The 15797-nt window shown below is 74.0% G+C and carries 13 protein-coding genes; 8 read left to right on the plus strand and 5 right to left on the minus strand.

Features of this window, described 5'->3' with window-relative positions:
* Positions 1-21: 21 nt before the first annotated feature.
* Both Pdca_RS33655 and Pdca_RS33660 read left to right on the plus strand, forming a co-directional pair.
* Positions 22-780 (plus strand): UPF0158 family protein, encoded by a 759-nt coding sequence (locus tag Pdca_RS33655; protein WP_085915052.1) that lies wholly within the window; start codon positions 22-24, stop codon positions 778-780.
* Positions 777-1250: a HEPN domain-containing protein gene (locus tag Pdca_RS33660; protein ID WP_085915053.1), complete on the plus strand. Its 474-nt coding sequence runs from the start codon at positions 777-779 to the stop codon at positions 1248-1250. Before Pdca_RS33655 ends, Pdca_RS33660 begins: the two co-directional genes overlap by 4 nt.
* Positions 1251-1373: 123 nt before the next feature.
* Here Pdca_RS33660 and Pdca_RS33665 read toward each other — a convergent pair whose 3' ends face one another.
* Complete coding sequence (locus Pdca_RS33665) at positions 1374-2147, minus strand: hypothetical protein (protein ID WP_085915054.1); 774 nt, start codon at positions 2145-2147, stop codon at positions 1374-1376.
* A 57-nt stretch (positions 2148-2204) separates the two neighbouring features.
* Positions 2205-5078: a leucine--tRNA ligase gene (leuS, locus tag Pdca_RS33670; protein WP_085915055.1), complete on the minus strand. Its 2874-nt coding sequence runs from the start codon at positions 5076-5078 to the stop codon at positions 2205-2207.
* A 256-nt stretch (positions 5079-5334) separates the two neighbouring features.
* Here leuS and Pdca_RS35915 point away from each other — a divergent pair, with 256 nt between their 5' ends.
* Positions 5335-5805, plus strand: a complete 471-nt coding sequence (locus Pdca_RS35915) for an SdpI family protein (protein WP_158092266.1) — start codon at positions 5335-5337, stop codon at positions 5803-5805.
* A gap of 52 nt (positions 5806-5857) precedes the next feature.
* Here Pdca_RS35915 and Pdca_RS33680 read toward each other — a convergent pair whose 3' ends face one another.
* From Pdca_RS33680 to Pdca_RS33690, 3 genes are all read right to left on the minus strand, one after another.
* A complete protein-coding gene (locus tag Pdca_RS33680) occupies positions 5858-7033 on the minus strand; it encodes a macrolide family glycosyltransferase (protein ID WP_085915057.1) in 1176 nt (391 codons plus the stop codon).
* A gap of 37 nt (positions 7034-7070) precedes the next feature.
* Positions 7071-7667 (minus strand): YqgE/AlgH family protein, encoded by a 597-nt coding sequence (locus Pdca_RS33685; RefSeq protein ID WP_085915058.1) that lies wholly within the window; start codon positions 7665-7667, stop codon positions 7071-7073.
* Positions 7668-7896: 229 nt separating this feature from the next.
* Complete coding sequence (locus tag Pdca_RS33690; RefSeq protein ID WP_085915083.1) at positions 7897-9297, minus strand: CCA tRNA nucleotidyltransferase; 1401 nt, start codon at positions 9295-9297, stop codon at positions 7897-7899.
* A 278-nt stretch (positions 9298-9575) separates the two neighbouring features.
* Here Pdca_RS33690 and Pdca_RS33695 point away from each other — a divergent pair, with 278 nt between their 5' ends.
* From Pdca_RS33695 to Pdca_RS33715, 5 genes are all read left to right on the plus strand, one after another.
* Entirely contained in the window at positions 9576-10070 is a 495-nt protein-coding gene (locus tag Pdca_RS33695; protein WP_085915059.1) for an NUDIX hydrolase, read from the plus strand.
* Positions 10067-12325: a DUF6049 family protein gene (locus Pdca_RS33700; protein WP_085915060.1), complete on the plus strand. Its 2259-nt coding sequence runs from the start codon at positions 10067-10069 to the stop codon at positions 12323-12325. The genes Pdca_RS33695 and Pdca_RS33700 overlap by 4 nt, the downstream gene beginning before the upstream one ends.
* A 189-nt stretch (positions 12326-12514) precedes the next feature.
* Positions 12515-14377 (plus strand): protein kinase family protein, encoded by a 1863-nt coding sequence (locus Pdca_RS33705; protein WP_085915061.1) that lies wholly within the window; start codon positions 12515-12517, stop codon positions 14375-14377.
* A gap of 87 nt (positions 14378-14464) precedes the next feature.
* Positions 14465-14980, plus strand: coding sequence for a sigma-70 family RNA polymerase sigma factor (locus Pdca_RS33710; RefSeq protein ID WP_197719878.1), 516 nt, complete (start codon positions 14465-14467; stop codon positions 14978-14980).
* Between the two features lie 134 nt (positions 14981-15114).
* Positions 15115-15675 (plus strand): hypothetical protein, encoded by a 561-nt coding sequence (locus Pdca_RS33715; RefSeq protein WP_085915063.1) that lies wholly within the window; start codon positions 15115-15117, stop codon positions 15673-15675.
* Positions 15676-15797: the final 122 nt, after the last annotated feature.

Raw genomic sequence — 15797 nt, forward strand, 5'->3', positions numbered from 1 at the left:
TCCGGGGATTAGAGTCGTCGCATGCTCGATCCCGGCCGCGTCGACCTGGCCGCGCTGGCCGATGCGCTCGACGACCGGTCGCCCGAGGTCAGCTGGTATCTCGATCCCGGCTCCGGGGCGGTCGCGCAGCTCCCCGGGGGCGACGCGGCGGTGCCGGCCGACTGGGTCCTGATCGAGCCGGTGACCAGCCGCGAGTCGTACCGGGACATGTCCGAGTTCACCGCGGGCGTGCAGCACCGGCGGGCCGGGGCGCTGCTCGACCGGGCGATCGACGGGCGGGGTGCGTTCCGCCGGTTCAAGAACACCCTGTTCGAGTTCCCCGAGGTACGCGACCAGTGGTATCGCTTCAGGGACGCCCGTTCCCGGCGCCGCGCGGTCGACTGGCTGGCCGCCGCCGGGCTGATCTCGGAGGCCGACGCCGAACGCGTCCGGGTCCGTCATCCCGATCCCGACCCGTCCAACGAGGACGTGCCGGCGGCCGTCGCCGACGATCTCGTCGCGCACTACGGGCCGCGGTTGCGGCAGGTGCTGCTGTTCGGGTCCTGGGCCAGCGGCGAGGGCTCGGTGGAGTCCGCGATCGATCTGCTCGTGGTGCTCGACGACGAGCAGGGCCCGGTCGACCCGTGGCAGGAGCTCCGGGCGATGGACGACCTGCTGTGGCTGCACACGCGGCGCAGCGGGCTGACCATCAGCGCGCTGCCGGTCGGGCAGCAGGAGCTGGCCCGGCCGGGTGACCCGACGGTGATCCGGGCCCGTGCCGAGGCGGTGCGGGTGCGATGAGCACCGACCGGCACCGCCCCGGGATCGCCAGGGCCCGCACCGAACTTGCCGGCGCCCGGTTGCTCGCCGAGCACGGCTACGCCGACGCGGCGGTCTCGCGCTCGTTCCACGCCGCGTTCCGGGCGGCCGAGACGGCGCTGCTGGTGCTGGGGGAGACCAGGGCCGAGCACTCCGACGTCGTCAGCGCGTTCGTCCGGCGGGTGGTCCGGGAACGTTCGCTGGATCCGCACGCCGGACGGCTGCTCCGCTCGCTGTACAACCGCCGCGGCCTGGCCGATCACTCGGACGTGCCGGCGGCCGCGGCGGAGTCGGAGTCGGCGCTGGACGACGCGGCGTTCGTGATCGACGCCGTCGCGTCCTGGCTCGCACAGCCCGCGTTGAGCAGCCCACCGGATCCGAGCAGCGGCACCACCCGGCGGCCGGCGAAACCGGTTCGCCGGGCGCGGCCGGCGCGGGCCGCCGAGTCCTGACCCGGGCCCCGAGTCCCGATCCGGGGCCCGACCGGGCCGGGCCCCGGATGGACCGGCCCCCGGATGGACCGCGCCTCGGAAGCACTGGTTCCCGGGAGAACCGCGCCCCGGAAGCACCGGGCGTCAGAAGAAGTCGCCGCCGAAGTCCCCGCCGTCGAACATGCCGCCGCCGTCACCGGAGTCCATCGCCCCGGGATCGCCTGCGCCGCCGTCCATCCCGTCCATTCCGTCGGCCCCGTCGGCACCGCCGCCGTCCATCCCGTCGGCACCGGCGTAGGCGGCCTGGTCGGCCCCTGCCATCCCGCTGAACAGCGAGGTGAACAGCAACGCCGACCCGACACCCCATGCCCCGGCGACCAGCGCGGGCTTCCACCACGGCTCGGAGTACCAGCCGCGCGGCACCGGACGCCCGGCCACGGTCCCGCCGGGGTAGTAGTGGTTGTTGCGATCGGTCGGCTGCGGCGACGCACCCAGCGTGCGGCCCTCGACCTCGACCTCACGCTCCTCGGTGACCGCACCGGCCCGCGCCTGCCCCGGCAGCGGGGGCAGCTCGGGCCCGGGGTCGATCCCCATCGCGGTCCGGGCGGCGCGCACGTAGTACAGGCCCTCGTATGCGGTCTCGGTGACCTGGCGGCACTGCACCGTGGTCCGTGCCTGCTCCATCTGCGACCCGGCCGCGGTGTAGCGCTCCGCGGCGTCGGCGAGCGCCTGCCGGGACGGCTCGTCGGTGCCGGTCAGCGCCAGCACCTGGCCGCCGAGCCGCTCGACCCAGCGGCGGGCCTCGGACTTCGCGTCCTCCAGCTGCGCGGCCTGGTCCGCCTGATACCTGCGTACCAGCCAGACGGCGGCGGCGATCGCCGCCAGCGCGACGATCAGTGTGAGCAATGCTCCGGTCATATCGGACCTCCCACCGGGATCAACGCGTGAGCGACCCGCCGCGTTCCTGGTGTGCGATCACCGCACGACGTTGACCAGACGGCCGGGCACCACGATCACCTTCCGCGGCTCCGCTCCGGCCAGTGCCGCGACGATCTTCTCGTCGGCCAGCGCCGCCGTCCGGATGTCGTCCTGCCCGGCGTCGGCCGGAACCGTGATCCGCGACCGGACCTTCCCGTTGACCTGGATCGGGTACTCGACGGTGTCGGCGACCAGGTACCGCTCGTCGGCCTGCGGGAACGGCGCGTAGGCCAGCGATCCGTCGTGGCCCAGCTTCTGCCACAGCTCCTCCGCGATGTGCGGGGCCAGCGGCGCCAGCATCAGCACCAGCGACTCGGCGACCGATCGCTCGACCGGCCCGCCGCGCTTGGTCAGCGCGTTGTTCAGCTCGATCAGCTTCGCGGCGGCGGTGTTGTAGTGCAGCGCCGGCACGTCCTCCCGGACACCGGCGATGGCCTTGTGCAGGGCACGCAGCACGTCCTCGCCGGGCTCGGTGTCGACGACGGTGGGCTCGCCGGTCTCCTCGTCGACCAGGTTGCGCCACACCCGCTGCAGGAACCGCTGCGGGCCGACGACGTCGCGCGTCGACCAGGGGCGGGAGGCGTCCATCGGGCCGGTGTACATCTCGTAGAGCCGGAACGTGTCCGCGCCGTAGCGGTCGCACATCTCGTCCGGCGTCACCACGTTCTTGAGCGACTTGCCCATCTTCCCGTACTCCCGGGTGACGGGCTCGCCGTTCCACGTGAAACGCGACGTGCCGTCCTGGCCCGTCTCCTCGACGATCTCCTCGGCCGGCACGTAGGTGCCGCGGGCGTCGGTGTAGGCCCAGGCCTGGATGTAGCCCTGGTTGAACAGCCTGCGGAACGGCTCCTCGCTCGACACGTGGCCCAGGTCGAACAGCACCTTGTGCCAGAACCGGGAGTACAGCAGGTGCAGCACCGCGTGCTCGACACCGCCGACGTACAGGTCGACGCCGCCCGGGTCCTCGGTGCCCGGCTGCGCCTTCGACGGGTCCTTGCCGATCCAGTACCGCTCCGCCTCCGGAGAGACGAACCGCTCGGAGTTCTCCGGGTCCAGGTAGCGCAGGTAGTACCAGCAGGAGCCGGCCCACTGCGGCATCGTGTTCGTCTCGCGGCGGTAGGCCTTCGGGCCGTCACCCAGGTCCAGCTCGACGTTCACCCACTCGCTCGCCCGGGACAGCGGCGGCTCCGGCTCGCTGTCCGCGTCGTCCGCCGCGTAGGTCTTCGGCGCGTAGTCGTCGACGTCGGGCAGCTCGACCGGCAGCTGATCGGCCGGCAGCGAGATCGGCCCGTGCTCGTCCCACACGATCGGGAACGGCTCGCCCCAGTAGCGCTGCCGGGAGAACAGCCAGTCCCGCAGCTTGTACTGCACGACGCCCTCGCCGGAGCCCTTGGCCGCCAGCCAGTCGATGATCGTCCGCTTCGCGTCGGCGACACCCAGCCCGTCCAGGCTGATCTCGTCGTTCGCCGAGTTGACCGCCGGACCGTCGCCGGTGAAGGCCTCGCCGTCCCAGTCGGCGCCCGGATCGACGGTGCGCACGATCGGCAGTCCGAACGCGGTGGCGAAGTCCCAGTCCCGCTGGTCCTGCGCGGGCACCGCCATGATCGCGCCGGTGCCGTATCCCATCAGGACGTAGTCGGCGACGAAGACCGGGATCTCGGCCCCGTTCACCGGGTTGACCGCGTACGCGCCGGTGAAGACGCCGGTCTTGTCCCGGTTCTCCTGGCGGTCCAGCTCGGACTTGCGGGCGGCCTCGGCCCGGTAGGCCGCCACCGCATCGGCCGGGGTCGGCGCGCCACCGGTCCACCGCTCGTCGGTGCCGGCCGGCCAGGCCGCGGGAGTGATCGTCTCGATCAGCGGGTGCTCCGGTGCCAGCACCATGTAGGTGGCCCCGAACAGGGTGTCCGGCCGGGTGGTGAAGACCTCGATGGCGGCGTCGGCGTCGCACACCCCGAAGGTGACGCGCGCCCCCTCGGAACGGCCGATCCAGTTCCGCTGCATCGCCTTGACCGACTCCGGCCAGTCGACCCGGTCCAGGTCGCCGATCAGCCGGTCGGAGTACGCGGTGATCCGCATCATCCACTGCTTCAGGTTCCGCCGGAAGACCGGGAAGTTGCCGCGCTCGGAGCGGCCGTCGGCGGTGACCTCCTCGTTCGCCAGCACCGTGCCCAGGCCGGGGCACCAGTTGACCGGCGCCTCGGAGATGTAGGCCAGCCGCTGCGAGTCGATCAGCCGGCGGCGCTCGCCCTCGGACAGCTCGGCCCACGCCCGGCCGTCCGGGGTGGACCGCGCACCGCTCTCGTACGACGCGCGCAGCTCGGCGATCGGACGGGCCCGGTCGAGCTCGGCGTCGTACCAGGCCTCGAAGATCTCCCGGAAGATCCACTGCGTCCAGCGGTAGAACGGGATGTCGGTGGTCGAGACCGACCGGCGCGGGTCGTGGCCCAGGCCCAGCTGGCGCAGCTGCTGCCGGTACCGGGCGATGTTCGCCTCGGTGGTGGTGCGCGGGTGCGTCCCGGTCTGCACGGCGTACTGCTCGGCGGGCAGCCCGAACGCGTCGAACCCCATCGGGTGCAGCACGTTGTGGCCGTTCATCCGCAGGTAGCGGCCCAGCACGTCGGTGCCGATGAAGCCCAGCGGGTGTCCGACGTGCAGTCCCGAGCCGGACGGGTACGGGAACATGTCCATCAGGTAGAACTTCGGCTTCTCCGAGCCCGGCTCGCCGGGGCCCGGGGCGTGGAAGGTCTGCTCGGCCTCCCAGAAGTCCTGCCACTTGCGCTCGATCCGGCCGGCCATCTCGGCGTCGTACCGGAAGGCCGGACGATCGGTCCGGTCACCGGTCGACGGTGCTGCGCTGGTCTCGGTGGTCATGTCCGCTTCACCTCGGGAAACATGTCGTGACGGCCCGTACCCGGGGCCCGGAACACGCTGCGACCCCTCCGCACCGGGGCGTGAGGGGTCGTCGCCGCGCCGGCCGTGTGGTGACGGCGGTCTCGCTGCCGACCTCAGCCCGGCGCGGCGCCGGGAAGTCGGTGCCGGCGGTGGGGCAGCCGACGTCGGGCCGCGCACATGTGACCAGGGTAGCCGGGGCGGGCGTACCGGCTGCGCCGGGTTCTACCCTGGTCACGTGCCCACCACGCTGCGCCTGGTCCTCGCCGCCCTGCTCCTGCTGGCCGGAGCGGTGCTCGTCGTGCTCGCCGTGCTCGGTGCGAGCGGCAGGCTGCCGCGCAACCGGTTCGTCGGCGTCCGGACGCCGAGCAGCCTGCGCACGGCGGACGCGTTCGCCCTCGCCAACCGGGTCGCCGCCCGTCCGCTGGGAGCCGCCGGCGTGATCGGCCTGGTGGGTGGGAGCGCGCTGCTGCTCGTCGATCGCGGTGGCGCCGCGCCGTGGGTGCTCGCCGTCATCGCACTGGCCGGGATGGTCGTGATGGCCGGCCTCGGCGGGTCGTTCGGGGCACGTGCCGCGGAGATCGCGATCGCCCAGCAGGCCCCCGCCCCCTCCTGCGCAGGTGCCTGCGCCGGGTGCGACCTGGTCGCGGGCTGCGGGGCGGAGTCCGACCGGCAGGCCGGCGAGCGCAGCTCCGGCTCCGGCCGCTGAGCCGGCCGACCGCGACTGAGCGGGTCCGGGCGGGCCGGGTACGGCCGGGTGATCAGTCCTGCCGGGGGAGCGCCCGCTCGATCTCGTCGGCCGCGGCCGACGCACCACCGGCCGCCGCGATCTCGCCGGCCATCCGGTTCAGCCGCTCGCGGATGCCGGGATCGGCAGCGGTCTCCCGCACCGCCGCCCACAGCTGATCCGCGGTGACCGTGGCCGGATCGAGGGCGCGGCCGAGCCCGAGTTCGGCGATCCGGTCGGCATTCGCGCGCTGCTCGGCCATCTGCGGCAGCGCCACCAGCGGGACCCCGGCGGCGAGCCCCTCCATCGTCCCGCCCATCCCGGCGTGCGTCACGAAGACGGTGGCGTGCCGCAGCACGGAGACCTGCGGGACCCGACGGTGCACCTCGACGTCCGCGGGCAGCGGGCCCAGCTCGGCCGGATCGACCTCGCCGATCGACAGCACGACGTGCCAGCCCCGTCCGGCGGTGGCCGAGAGGATCGTCCGGTACAGATCGGGGCGCCGGTTGTAGGCGCTGCCGAGTGAAGCCAGCAGCACCGGCCGGCCGTCCTCCGGCGGCGTCCAGCCCTCGGTCTCGGCGGCCCGGTCGCCCAGCACCGGCCCGACGAACCGGAAGTTCTCGAAGGTCTCCCCGGCGTACTGGAACGCCCGGGGAACGGTGACCAGCCGCTGCGTCGCTGCGCCGCCCTCGAAGAACTCCCGGATGTCCCGGATTCCTTCGCCACGCAGGTAGAGAGCATATTTCATCATCATGGCGAGAAATCGTGGACCAAGCGGGTTCACCTTGCTGTAGCGGTTCATCGACCAGTGCCGGTTGCTCACCAGGTTCGGCCAGACCTCGACCGACGGCACCGTCCAGCGCTGCGCCAGCACCCGGCCCCAGATCGCGAGGACACCGTCGTGCAGCACGAGATCGGGGGCCGGGTGCCGGGCCAGCAGCGGGACCAGCATCCGGGTCTCCTCGAGCAGGTACCCCATCGCGCGGACCAGGTGCCTGCCGTGCATCTGGGGTGGATCGGCGAGCCCGGCGGCCTCCCAGGTCGAGGGCACCGGCACGATCCGGGCGCCGGTCCCGGTCAGCTGCTCGGCGAACCGCTCCGGGACGAAACAGCTGACCCGGTGGCCGCGGCGGACCAGCTCGGCGACGATCCCGATCGTCGGGTTGACGTGCCCGGCGCCGAGCGGCACGTAGTGCGAGACGGTGGCCACCGGCGGCAGCGTAATCCAGCCGGCACGACCGGTCAGCTCAGTTGTGCGCCGGATCGACCGGGAAGGTCGCCAGCAGCGCGAGCGGGATCCCCTGCCGGCGCAGCACCCGCTCCCACAGCCGGTCGTGCGAGGTCGTCAGCAGGTCGTCGGGCAGCCCGGGCACCACGAACCAGTCCCCGCGGGCGATCTCCCCGTGCAGCTGCCCACGGTCCCAGCCCGAGTAGCCGGCGAAGATCCGCAGTCCGCGCAGCCGCGGCGCCAGCGGGCCCGGATCGGAGTCCAGATCGACCAGCTGCACCGGTGGCCGGACGGGCATGAGCCCGGTCAGCCCGCGGGCCGACTGCCCGGTGCGCAGCGCGGCCAGGCAGAGCGCGGTCTGCGCCTCCACCGGCCCGCCGACGAACATCGAGCCGGGATCACTGGTCACCCCGGCCCACCGGGGCAGCACGTCACGCACCGCGGAGCGACCGGGGCGGTTGAGCACCACACCGAGGCTGCCGTGCGGACGGTGCTCGATCATGTAGATCACGGTCCGCGCGAAGTTCGGATCACCCAGAGCGGGTGCGGCGACGAGCAGGCTGCCCGGTGTGACCGGGGGAAGGGCGGCGCCTCGGGTGGCGCGGTGTTCCCGCACGGCGTCAGTTTCGCACCCGCCCGGTCGCCCCGGCTCCGGCACCCGTGTGCAGTAGTGGCGTGACGCCACCCGACCGGCGGACGCCGGACCGGGCGGTGCCGGATCCGCCGGGTGGCCGCGATGCCCGCCGGCGGGTCGATCGTCGTGTACGGACGTCTGAACGGGGTCACCCGGACAGGTCACGATCCATACGTACGTCCTATACGTTCGTCTAGAACGTACGTCTCGCTCAGAGGTTGCCGGCAGCCCAGGCCCGCAGCGCCGCCTCGGCCTGCTCCGGGCTCAGCGGACCCTGCTCCATCCGCAGCGCGAGCAGGTGCTGGTAGGCCCGGCCCACCGCCCGGCCGGGCGGGATGCCGAGCAGTTCCATGATCTGGTTGCCGTCCAGGTCCGGGCGGATCGCGTCGAGCTCCTCCTGCTTGCGCAGCTCGCTGATCCGATCCTCCAGGCCGTCGTAGTTGCGCTGCAGCGCCGACGCCCGCCGCCGGTTCCGGGTGGTGCAGTCCGACCGGACCAGCCGGTGCAGCCGCTCGAGCAGCGGGCCGGCGTCGGTGACGTAGCGGCGCACCGCGGAGTCGCTCCACTCGCCCTTGCCATAGCCGTGGAACCGCAGATGCAGGTAGACGAGCTGGGAGACGTCGTCGATCAGCACCTTCGGGTACTTCAGCGCGCGCAGCCGCTTGCGGGTCATCTTCGCGCCCACCACCTCGTGGTGGTGGAAGCTGACCCGGCCGTCCGGCTCCTTGCGCCGGGTGGCCGGCTTGCCGATGTCGTGCAGCAGCGCCGCCAGCCGCAGCGTCAGGTCCGGGCCGTCGGTCTCGCGCTCGATCGCCTGCTCCATCACGACCAGCGAGTGCGTGTAGACGTCCTTGTGCTGCATGTGCTCGTCGGTCTCCAGCTGCATCGCCGGGACCTCGGGGACCACGTGCTGGGCCAGCCCGGTGTCGCAGAGCAGCTCGATCCCGCGCCGCGGGTGCGCGCCGAGGATCAGCTTGGAGAACTCGGCCTGCACCCGCTCGGCGGTGATCCTGGACAGCTCGCCGGCCATCCCGGTCATCGCCGCGATCACCCGGTCGGCCGGGGTGAAGCCGAGCTGGGACACGAACCGGGCGGCCCGCAGCATCCGCAGCGGATCGTCGGCGAACGAGCGCTCCGGCAGGTCCGGGGTGTCGAGGAGGCCCTGGGCGAGCGCGGCGAACCCGCCGTGCGGGTCGACGAACCGGCGCTCCCCGAGCTCGACGGCCATCGCGTTGACCGTGAAGTCGCGCCGGATCAGATCGCCCTCGATGTCGTCGCCGAACCGGACCTCGGGATTGCGGGACCGGCCGTCGTAGGTGTCGGCGCGGAACGTCGTCACCTCGATCACCTGATCGCGGCGGCGCAGCCCGACGGTGCCGAAGGCGATCCCGGTGTCCCAGACCGCGTCGGCCCAGCCGCGGACCGCCTCCAGGATCTGCTCGGGCCGGGCGTCGGTGGTGAAGTCCAGGTCGCCGGAATCCCGGTCCGATGCACCCGTCCCGCGCAGCAGCGCGTCCCGGACACTGCCCCCGACCAGGTAGATCCGGTGTCCGCGCGCGGCGAACCGGGCCGCCAGCTCGTCGGCGACGGCCGGCACGTCGAGCATCTGCATCACGGCGTTCTCCTGGGAGCGCTGTAGCTCCTCCGGGTCCGGCCCGGGGCCGGACTCCCGACCGGCACCCGCGGGCGGATGCGAGGTCTGTGCGGAGGTCACGGGACGCGAGGTGACGGACGGCGTGGACACGACCGGCCAGTGTAGGCAACGCGCCCGGGCGGGGCCCGGGGGTACGGGTCCGGGCCCGCAGATCAACGGCCACACCATCGCGGGAAGGCCGGCCGGTGACGGCTCGTCGACCCACCGAGATGCGACCGCCTCGTTACCATCGCCACATGTCCACCTCCCGCGGCCGCTCCGGGGGGCGCCGCGCGGGACGCTCCTCCGACCGGCGCCGCCGCCTCCGCACGGTGGACGAGACGTCCGCCGGTGGGCTCGTCGTCGATCCGCAGACGGGTGCGGCGGCGCTGATCGGCCGGCTGGACCGGCGGGGCCGGTTGCTGTGGTCGCTGCCCAAGGGGCACATCGAGGCAGGCGAGACCGCGGAACAGGCGGCCGTGCGCGAGGTCCAGGAGGAGACCGGCATCATCGGTGAGGTGCTGGCACCCCTGGGCACCATCGACTTCTGGTTCGTGGCCGAAGACCGCCGCGTGCACAAGACCGTGCACCACTATCTGTTGCGCGCGCTCGGCGGCGAGCTCTCCGACGAGGACGTCGAGGTGTCCGAGGTCGCCTGGGTGCCGCTCGGCGAGCTGGAGGGCCGGCTCGCCTACGCCGACGAACGCCGGTTGATCCGGCACGCGGCCAACCTCCTGGAGGAGACCGCGTGAGCCGGGTCGCGGCCCTGGTCGCGATCCTGCTCGCCGCCCTCCTGACCGGCTCGGTGGCCGCGCCCGGCCCGGCGCTGGCCCAGGAGCAGCCGGACGTGGATCCGGTCCGGCTGGAGGTCGACACGATGTCGCCCCGGGTCGTCACCTCGGCCGGACCGCCCGAGCTCGTCGTCACCGGTTCGGTGACGAACACCGGCCGGGACCGGGTCGACGACCTCTCCCTGCGGGTGCAGCGCGGCCCGGCGGTCGACGGCGAGCCGGCACTGCGCAGCGCGTTCGCCGGGGACGCCCCGGTGGACGACGCGACACCACCGTTCGCCCAGCTCGGGCCACTCGCCCCCGGCGGCTCGGTCCCGTTCCGCTACTCGGTCCCGCTGACCGGTGACCGGGCGGCCTCGCTCGCGCTGCCGGGGCCGGGCACCTATCCGCTGCTGGTGAACCTCAACGGGACGGTGAACGGCACCCCGTCCCGGATCGCCGGGATCCGCACCGCGCTGCCGGTGTCGTCGCTGCCCGGCACGCCACCGGACCCGTCCGGGGCGGCGACCCCGGTGTCGATGCTCTATCCGATCACCGACGCGCCCCGGCGGATCCCGCCGGTGCCGGGCCAGGTCCCGGTGCTCACCGACGACGACCTCGCGACCTCGATGGCCCCCGGCGGACGCCTGCACGGGCTGGTCGACGCGCTCGCCACCGGTGCGCCGGCCGGATCGCCGGTCCGCACCGCGCTCTGCCTGGCGATCGATCCCGAGTTGGTCGCCACCGCGGCCGCGATGAGCGGCGGCTACGAGGTCACCGTCGTGCCGGGCGGCGAGACCGCCCCCGGGCGGGGCGCCGCGGCGGCGGGCGAGTGGCTCGAGGCGCTCCGGGGCGCGGCCGCCGGCTCCTGCGTGCTGGCCCTGCCGCCTTCCGACGCCGACCTGGTCGCGCTGGTCCGTGCCGGCCAGGCCGAGCTGGCCCGCGCCACCCTCGAACAGGGTCGTGCCGCGCTCTCCGAGCAGCTGAACACCGCCGTGCTCGACGACATGGTGTGGCCCGCCGACGGCGTGCTGGACGAGCCGACCCTGGAGGCGTTCGGCGGCGGTACCCGGTTCCTGCTCTCGGCCGACGGCGTCTCGTCCGGGCAGACCTCGGGGGTCGTCCGGCTCCGCGACGGTCCGGGTGGCGGTGACCGGGCGGTGCTCGCCGATCCGCTGCTCGCCCAGGCCGCGACCGGCCCGGCCGTCGTCGAGCTGCAGGACGGCGGTGCGGGTGGACTGTCCGGTCAGGAGCTGGCCGGGGCGCTGGCGTTCCGGGCCGCGCAGGGCGAGACGGGCGGCTCGCTGCTCGTGACCCCGCCGCGCGGCTGGGCCGCCGGCCGGGAGGCCGCCGCCGGGATCATCTCCGCACTGGCCGCCCTGATCCAGGACGGCAGGCTCGCCGCGGCCGGGCTGCCCGGTCTCGCCGCCCAGGCCGATCCGGCCACCGAGGCCACCGGGCTGTTCTATCCGGTGCAGGCCGGCGGGGCGGAGATCCCGGGGCAGGTGATCGACACGGTGGCCGACCAGGTCCGCTCGATCGAGGGCCTGCGCGGCGCGGCCGAGGCCCGGACCGGCGTCGGCGCGAGCCCGGCCGAGGTGTTCGATCCGCTGGTCCGCGGGACACTGCGGGCGGCGTCGTCGTGGTGGCGGGCCGACCCGGCGCGGGCCGAGCGGGAGGCGGCGATCGTGGCCGGGCGGATCGAGCAGATCCGCGCGTCGGTCCGGGTCGTGCAGCCGCCGAGCCCGTACTCGCTCGGGACCAGTGACGCGCCGCTGCTCATCACCGTGGCCAACGGGCTGCCGGTCACCATGAACGTCCGGGTCGTGCTCTCCAGCACCACCGGCCTGCGGGTCGCCCCGATCCCGGTCCAGGCGGTCCCACCACTGGGCCGGGTGCAGGTCAGGGTGAGCGCGCAGGTGACGCGCTCGGGCCAGTTCGGGGTGGATGCGGGCCTGCGCACCCCGGACGGAGCGGAGCTCGGGCCGGACACCCGGCTGCGGGTCCGCTCGACCGTCTACGGCACCGTCACCGTCTGGCTGACCGGCATCGCCGGCGCGTTGCTGGTGGTACTGGTGGTGCGCCGGATCGTCCGCCGGGTGCGTGCCGGGAGCGGCCCCGCCGACCCGTCCGGCGACGGTACGGGTGCCGGTCCCGGCGCCCCCGGCCCGGAGCCCTCCCGGGCGTCCGACGACGCCGGTGCACCGCCCGCACCGGACTCGATGCCCCCGCGCTGAACGGTGCTCCGGGCACCCGGACCGGGACACACAGCGAACCAGATCGACCGTTCGTCGCACAAAGACGACTTCTGGGCGAAGACTGCCGAGGGTTCGGCAAACCTTTCCCGAACCCCGGCCGATGACTGGTCGAGAGGGTCGCGAAGGCGGTCCTCGGCTCGTCCGAGAGGGGCGGGGTGACGTAGGCTGATGCCCGACGAGACATCAGTGCGCCAGGGGGAGGCGAAGCCGTTGAACGGGCAGATCGACCAGCGCGCTGCCCGGACGGAATCCCACCCGAACCCCCACTCCGACACCACCGGCACGCACCCCTCGCTCGATCCGGTCCCTGCCGATCCAGGCCCTGTCGATCCGGTCGCTGCCGATCCGGGCGCTGCCGATCCGGGCGCTGCCGACCCGGCTGCTGTCGATCCGGCGAGCGCCACCGGCCGCGACGACCAGGAGCGGCCGACCGGCGCCGACGCGCAGGCGACCGCCGCCCTGGTGCCCACCCAGAACCGGGCCACCGAGCGGATCCCCGCGGCGCGCGACGCCGCCGGTACCGCCGCCGGGTCGCCGCTCACCGACCGTTACGTGCTGCGCCAGCGGACCGGGGCCGATCCCGCTGCCGGCGCCGAGTTCTGGCGCGCGGAAGACACCGTGCTGCGCCGTCCGGTGGCCGTCACGCTGCTCCGCAGGCTCCCCGCCGACGATCGTTCGGACGATCCGGAGGGTTCGGCGCGAGCCGGCGAGATGATCGTCCGCGCGCTGCGGTCGGGCTGCTTCGAGCACTCCGGTACCGCCCGGCTGCTCGACGTGCTGGCCCCCGGCACACACGGGCTGCCCGCCGACGTGCTGGGCGCTGCGGTGGCCGAGTGGGTACCGGGCAGGTCACTGGCCGAGACCGTCGCCGAGGGGCCGGTCCGGGCGCAGCGGGCGGCGAAGGCCGTCGAGACGCTCGCGGCCGCCGCCACCGAGGCCCACCAGCAGGGCCTGGTGCTCGGCTGCGACCACCCGCAGCGGATCCGGATCACCCCGGACGGCCGCGCGATCCTCGCCTTCCTGCTGCCCCGTCCGTCGGTGTCCGCCGCCGACGACGTCCGCGGGCTCGGTGGTCTGCTGTACACGCTGCTGACCCGCCGCTGGCCGCTCTCGGTCTCCGACGCCGCGCGGGCCGGTCTGGTCGCCGCGGACCGGACGCCCACGGGCCGGTTGCGCTCGCCCGCACAGCTGCGCCCCGGCGTCCCGCTGGAGCTCGACACACTGTGCATGGGGGCGCTCGGCCAGGCCGGCGAGGGCGGCCTCGGGCGGGTGCACACCGCGGCCGCGATGCACCGGATGCTGGCCGACGTCGTCGCCGAGCACGCGGACCAGGCGTTCTTCCCGCCGGTACACGACGGCGCCCCGTCCGATCCGGACGACGTGTGGCAGGACTCCGACCGGCTGCCCGACAACCGTGACGACCCCCAGCGCCGCCGGAACCTGCGGGTCGGCCTGACCGTGCTCGCCGTCGGCGTGCTGATCGTGCTCGGCTATCTGGGAATCCAGGTGGGTGCGCTGTTCGGCGGATCGAGTGCACCACCGGTCGTGATCCCACCGGCCGCGTCGGCGCCGGTGCAGCAGGCACCGGCCGCCGTCTCCGCCCCCGTGCAGAACGTCACGGTCCAGGTCTTCGACCCGACCGGCGACGGCGACAACGCGGGCAGCGTCGACCGGGTGATCGACGGCGACCCGTCGACGTCGTGGAGCACAAGCCGCTACTTCCAGCAGTTCCCGGCGCTCAAGCCCGGCATCGGGATCATGTCCTCGTTCGGCTCGCCGGAGCCGGTGAGCAGGTTGACGATCGGTTCGGCGAGCCCCGGCACCGTGGTCGAGGTCCGCACCGCGCCCTCGGCCGACGCGACGCTCGCACAGACCGATCTGGTCGGCACGGTCACCCTGGCGCAGGGCGAGACCGTCGTGCCGCTGGACGGTGCCGAGCCGACCGGCCACGTGCTGCTGTGGATCACCGCGCTCGGGCCCGGCAACCAGAGCGAGATCGGCGAGATCTCGTTCGAGCGGGCCGTCCAGTAGCCCCTCGGGCGGCTGCGGCGTTCGCTGCCGCAACCCGTTTCGGCCGGACGCCGGTGCCCGGCCCGGTACCGGACCTACCGTGCGCCGGTGACCACCGTCGATCGGTCCCCGCGGCGCACGGCGCCCGATCTGGACGAGGTGTTCCGGGCGCACGCCGATCGGCTCTGGTCGGTGGCGCTGCGCATCCTGGGTGACCCGGGCGAGGCCGAGGACGCGGTCCAGGAGGCGTTCCTCGCCGCGCTCCGCTCGCCGCGGTTCCGGGGTGAGGCCGCCCCGGGGACGTGGCTGCACCGGATCCTGGTGAACGGCTGCATCGACCGGATCCGGGCCGGTGCCCGGCGTCGCGACCGGGACGCCGCGGTGCCGACCGTCGTCGGCGACCCGGCCGGGCCGCTGGTGACCCGGCTGGCGCTGGACGACGCCCTCGCGGCACTCCCCGTCGACCAGCGGGTGGCGGTGGTGCTGGTGGACGGGCTCGGCTACCCGGTCGCGGAGGCCGCGGTGATCTGCGGGGTGCCCGACGGAACGGTGAAGAGCCGCTGCGCGCGGGCCAGGGCCCGGCTGGCCGCGCAGCTGGGGCACCTGCGCGAGGGGGAGCGATGAGCACACCACCCGAAGGTTCTCGGCAGAATGACAGGAATACTCCGAATCATTCTCCTCGGTTCGACGACAACCGATTCCCAGCTGGGGAGGAACCACGGCTCGTGCCACTCACTTGTCATTCTGACAATAATGCGGTGGAGCTGATCCGGGGCCGGCTCGGCGAGGATCTCCGCCCGGTCCCCATGCCCGACGACGTCGCCGATCGGATCCGCAGGCGACTGCACGCCGAGCTCGGGGAGCGTCCCGCCACCGTCCGGACTCCCGTACCGGCACGGCCCCGCTCCCGGCCTCGGGTCGTCCGCCTGCTCGCCGGCGCGGGCGCCGCCGCCGTCGCCGCGACGGCCGTCCTCGCCGTCCTGCCCGGCGTCCTGCGGCCCGCAGCCGACCGGCCGGATCCTGTACCGGAACCGGTCGCCGCCGACACCCCGGAGGCGCTGCGCAGCGCCGCGCCGGGCGCCGCTGGGCCGTCCGGTCCGCTCGCCGATCCGGATCATCTGCGGGCATGTCTGACCGCCGCCGGCGTCGCGGAGCCGGACGCCCCGTTGCTCGCCACCCGGCCCTATCCCGTCGGCGGAGAGCCGGGCGTACTGCTCGTCCTCGGTACCGCCGAGCTCGGCCGCCTCCGGCTGCTCGTCGTCCCGCCGGACTGCGGGCCCGGGACCGGCCGGGTGCTCCTGGAGGGCAGCGCACCCTGACCGTTGCACGTCCGATCGGTCGGGCCCCCGCTTCGCGCGCGGAGCACCGGGAATGCTCCTGTCTAGGATCTCGTTCGAGAGAGCAGACAGCTACGAACGCGGGGCCGACCCCCGCGAGACCC

The sequence above is a fragment of the Pseudonocardia autotrophica genome, assembly GCF_003945385.1.
Lineage (GTDB): Bacteria > Actinomycetota > Actinomycetes > Mycobacteriales > Pseudonocardiaceae > Pseudonocardia > Pseudonocardia autotrophica.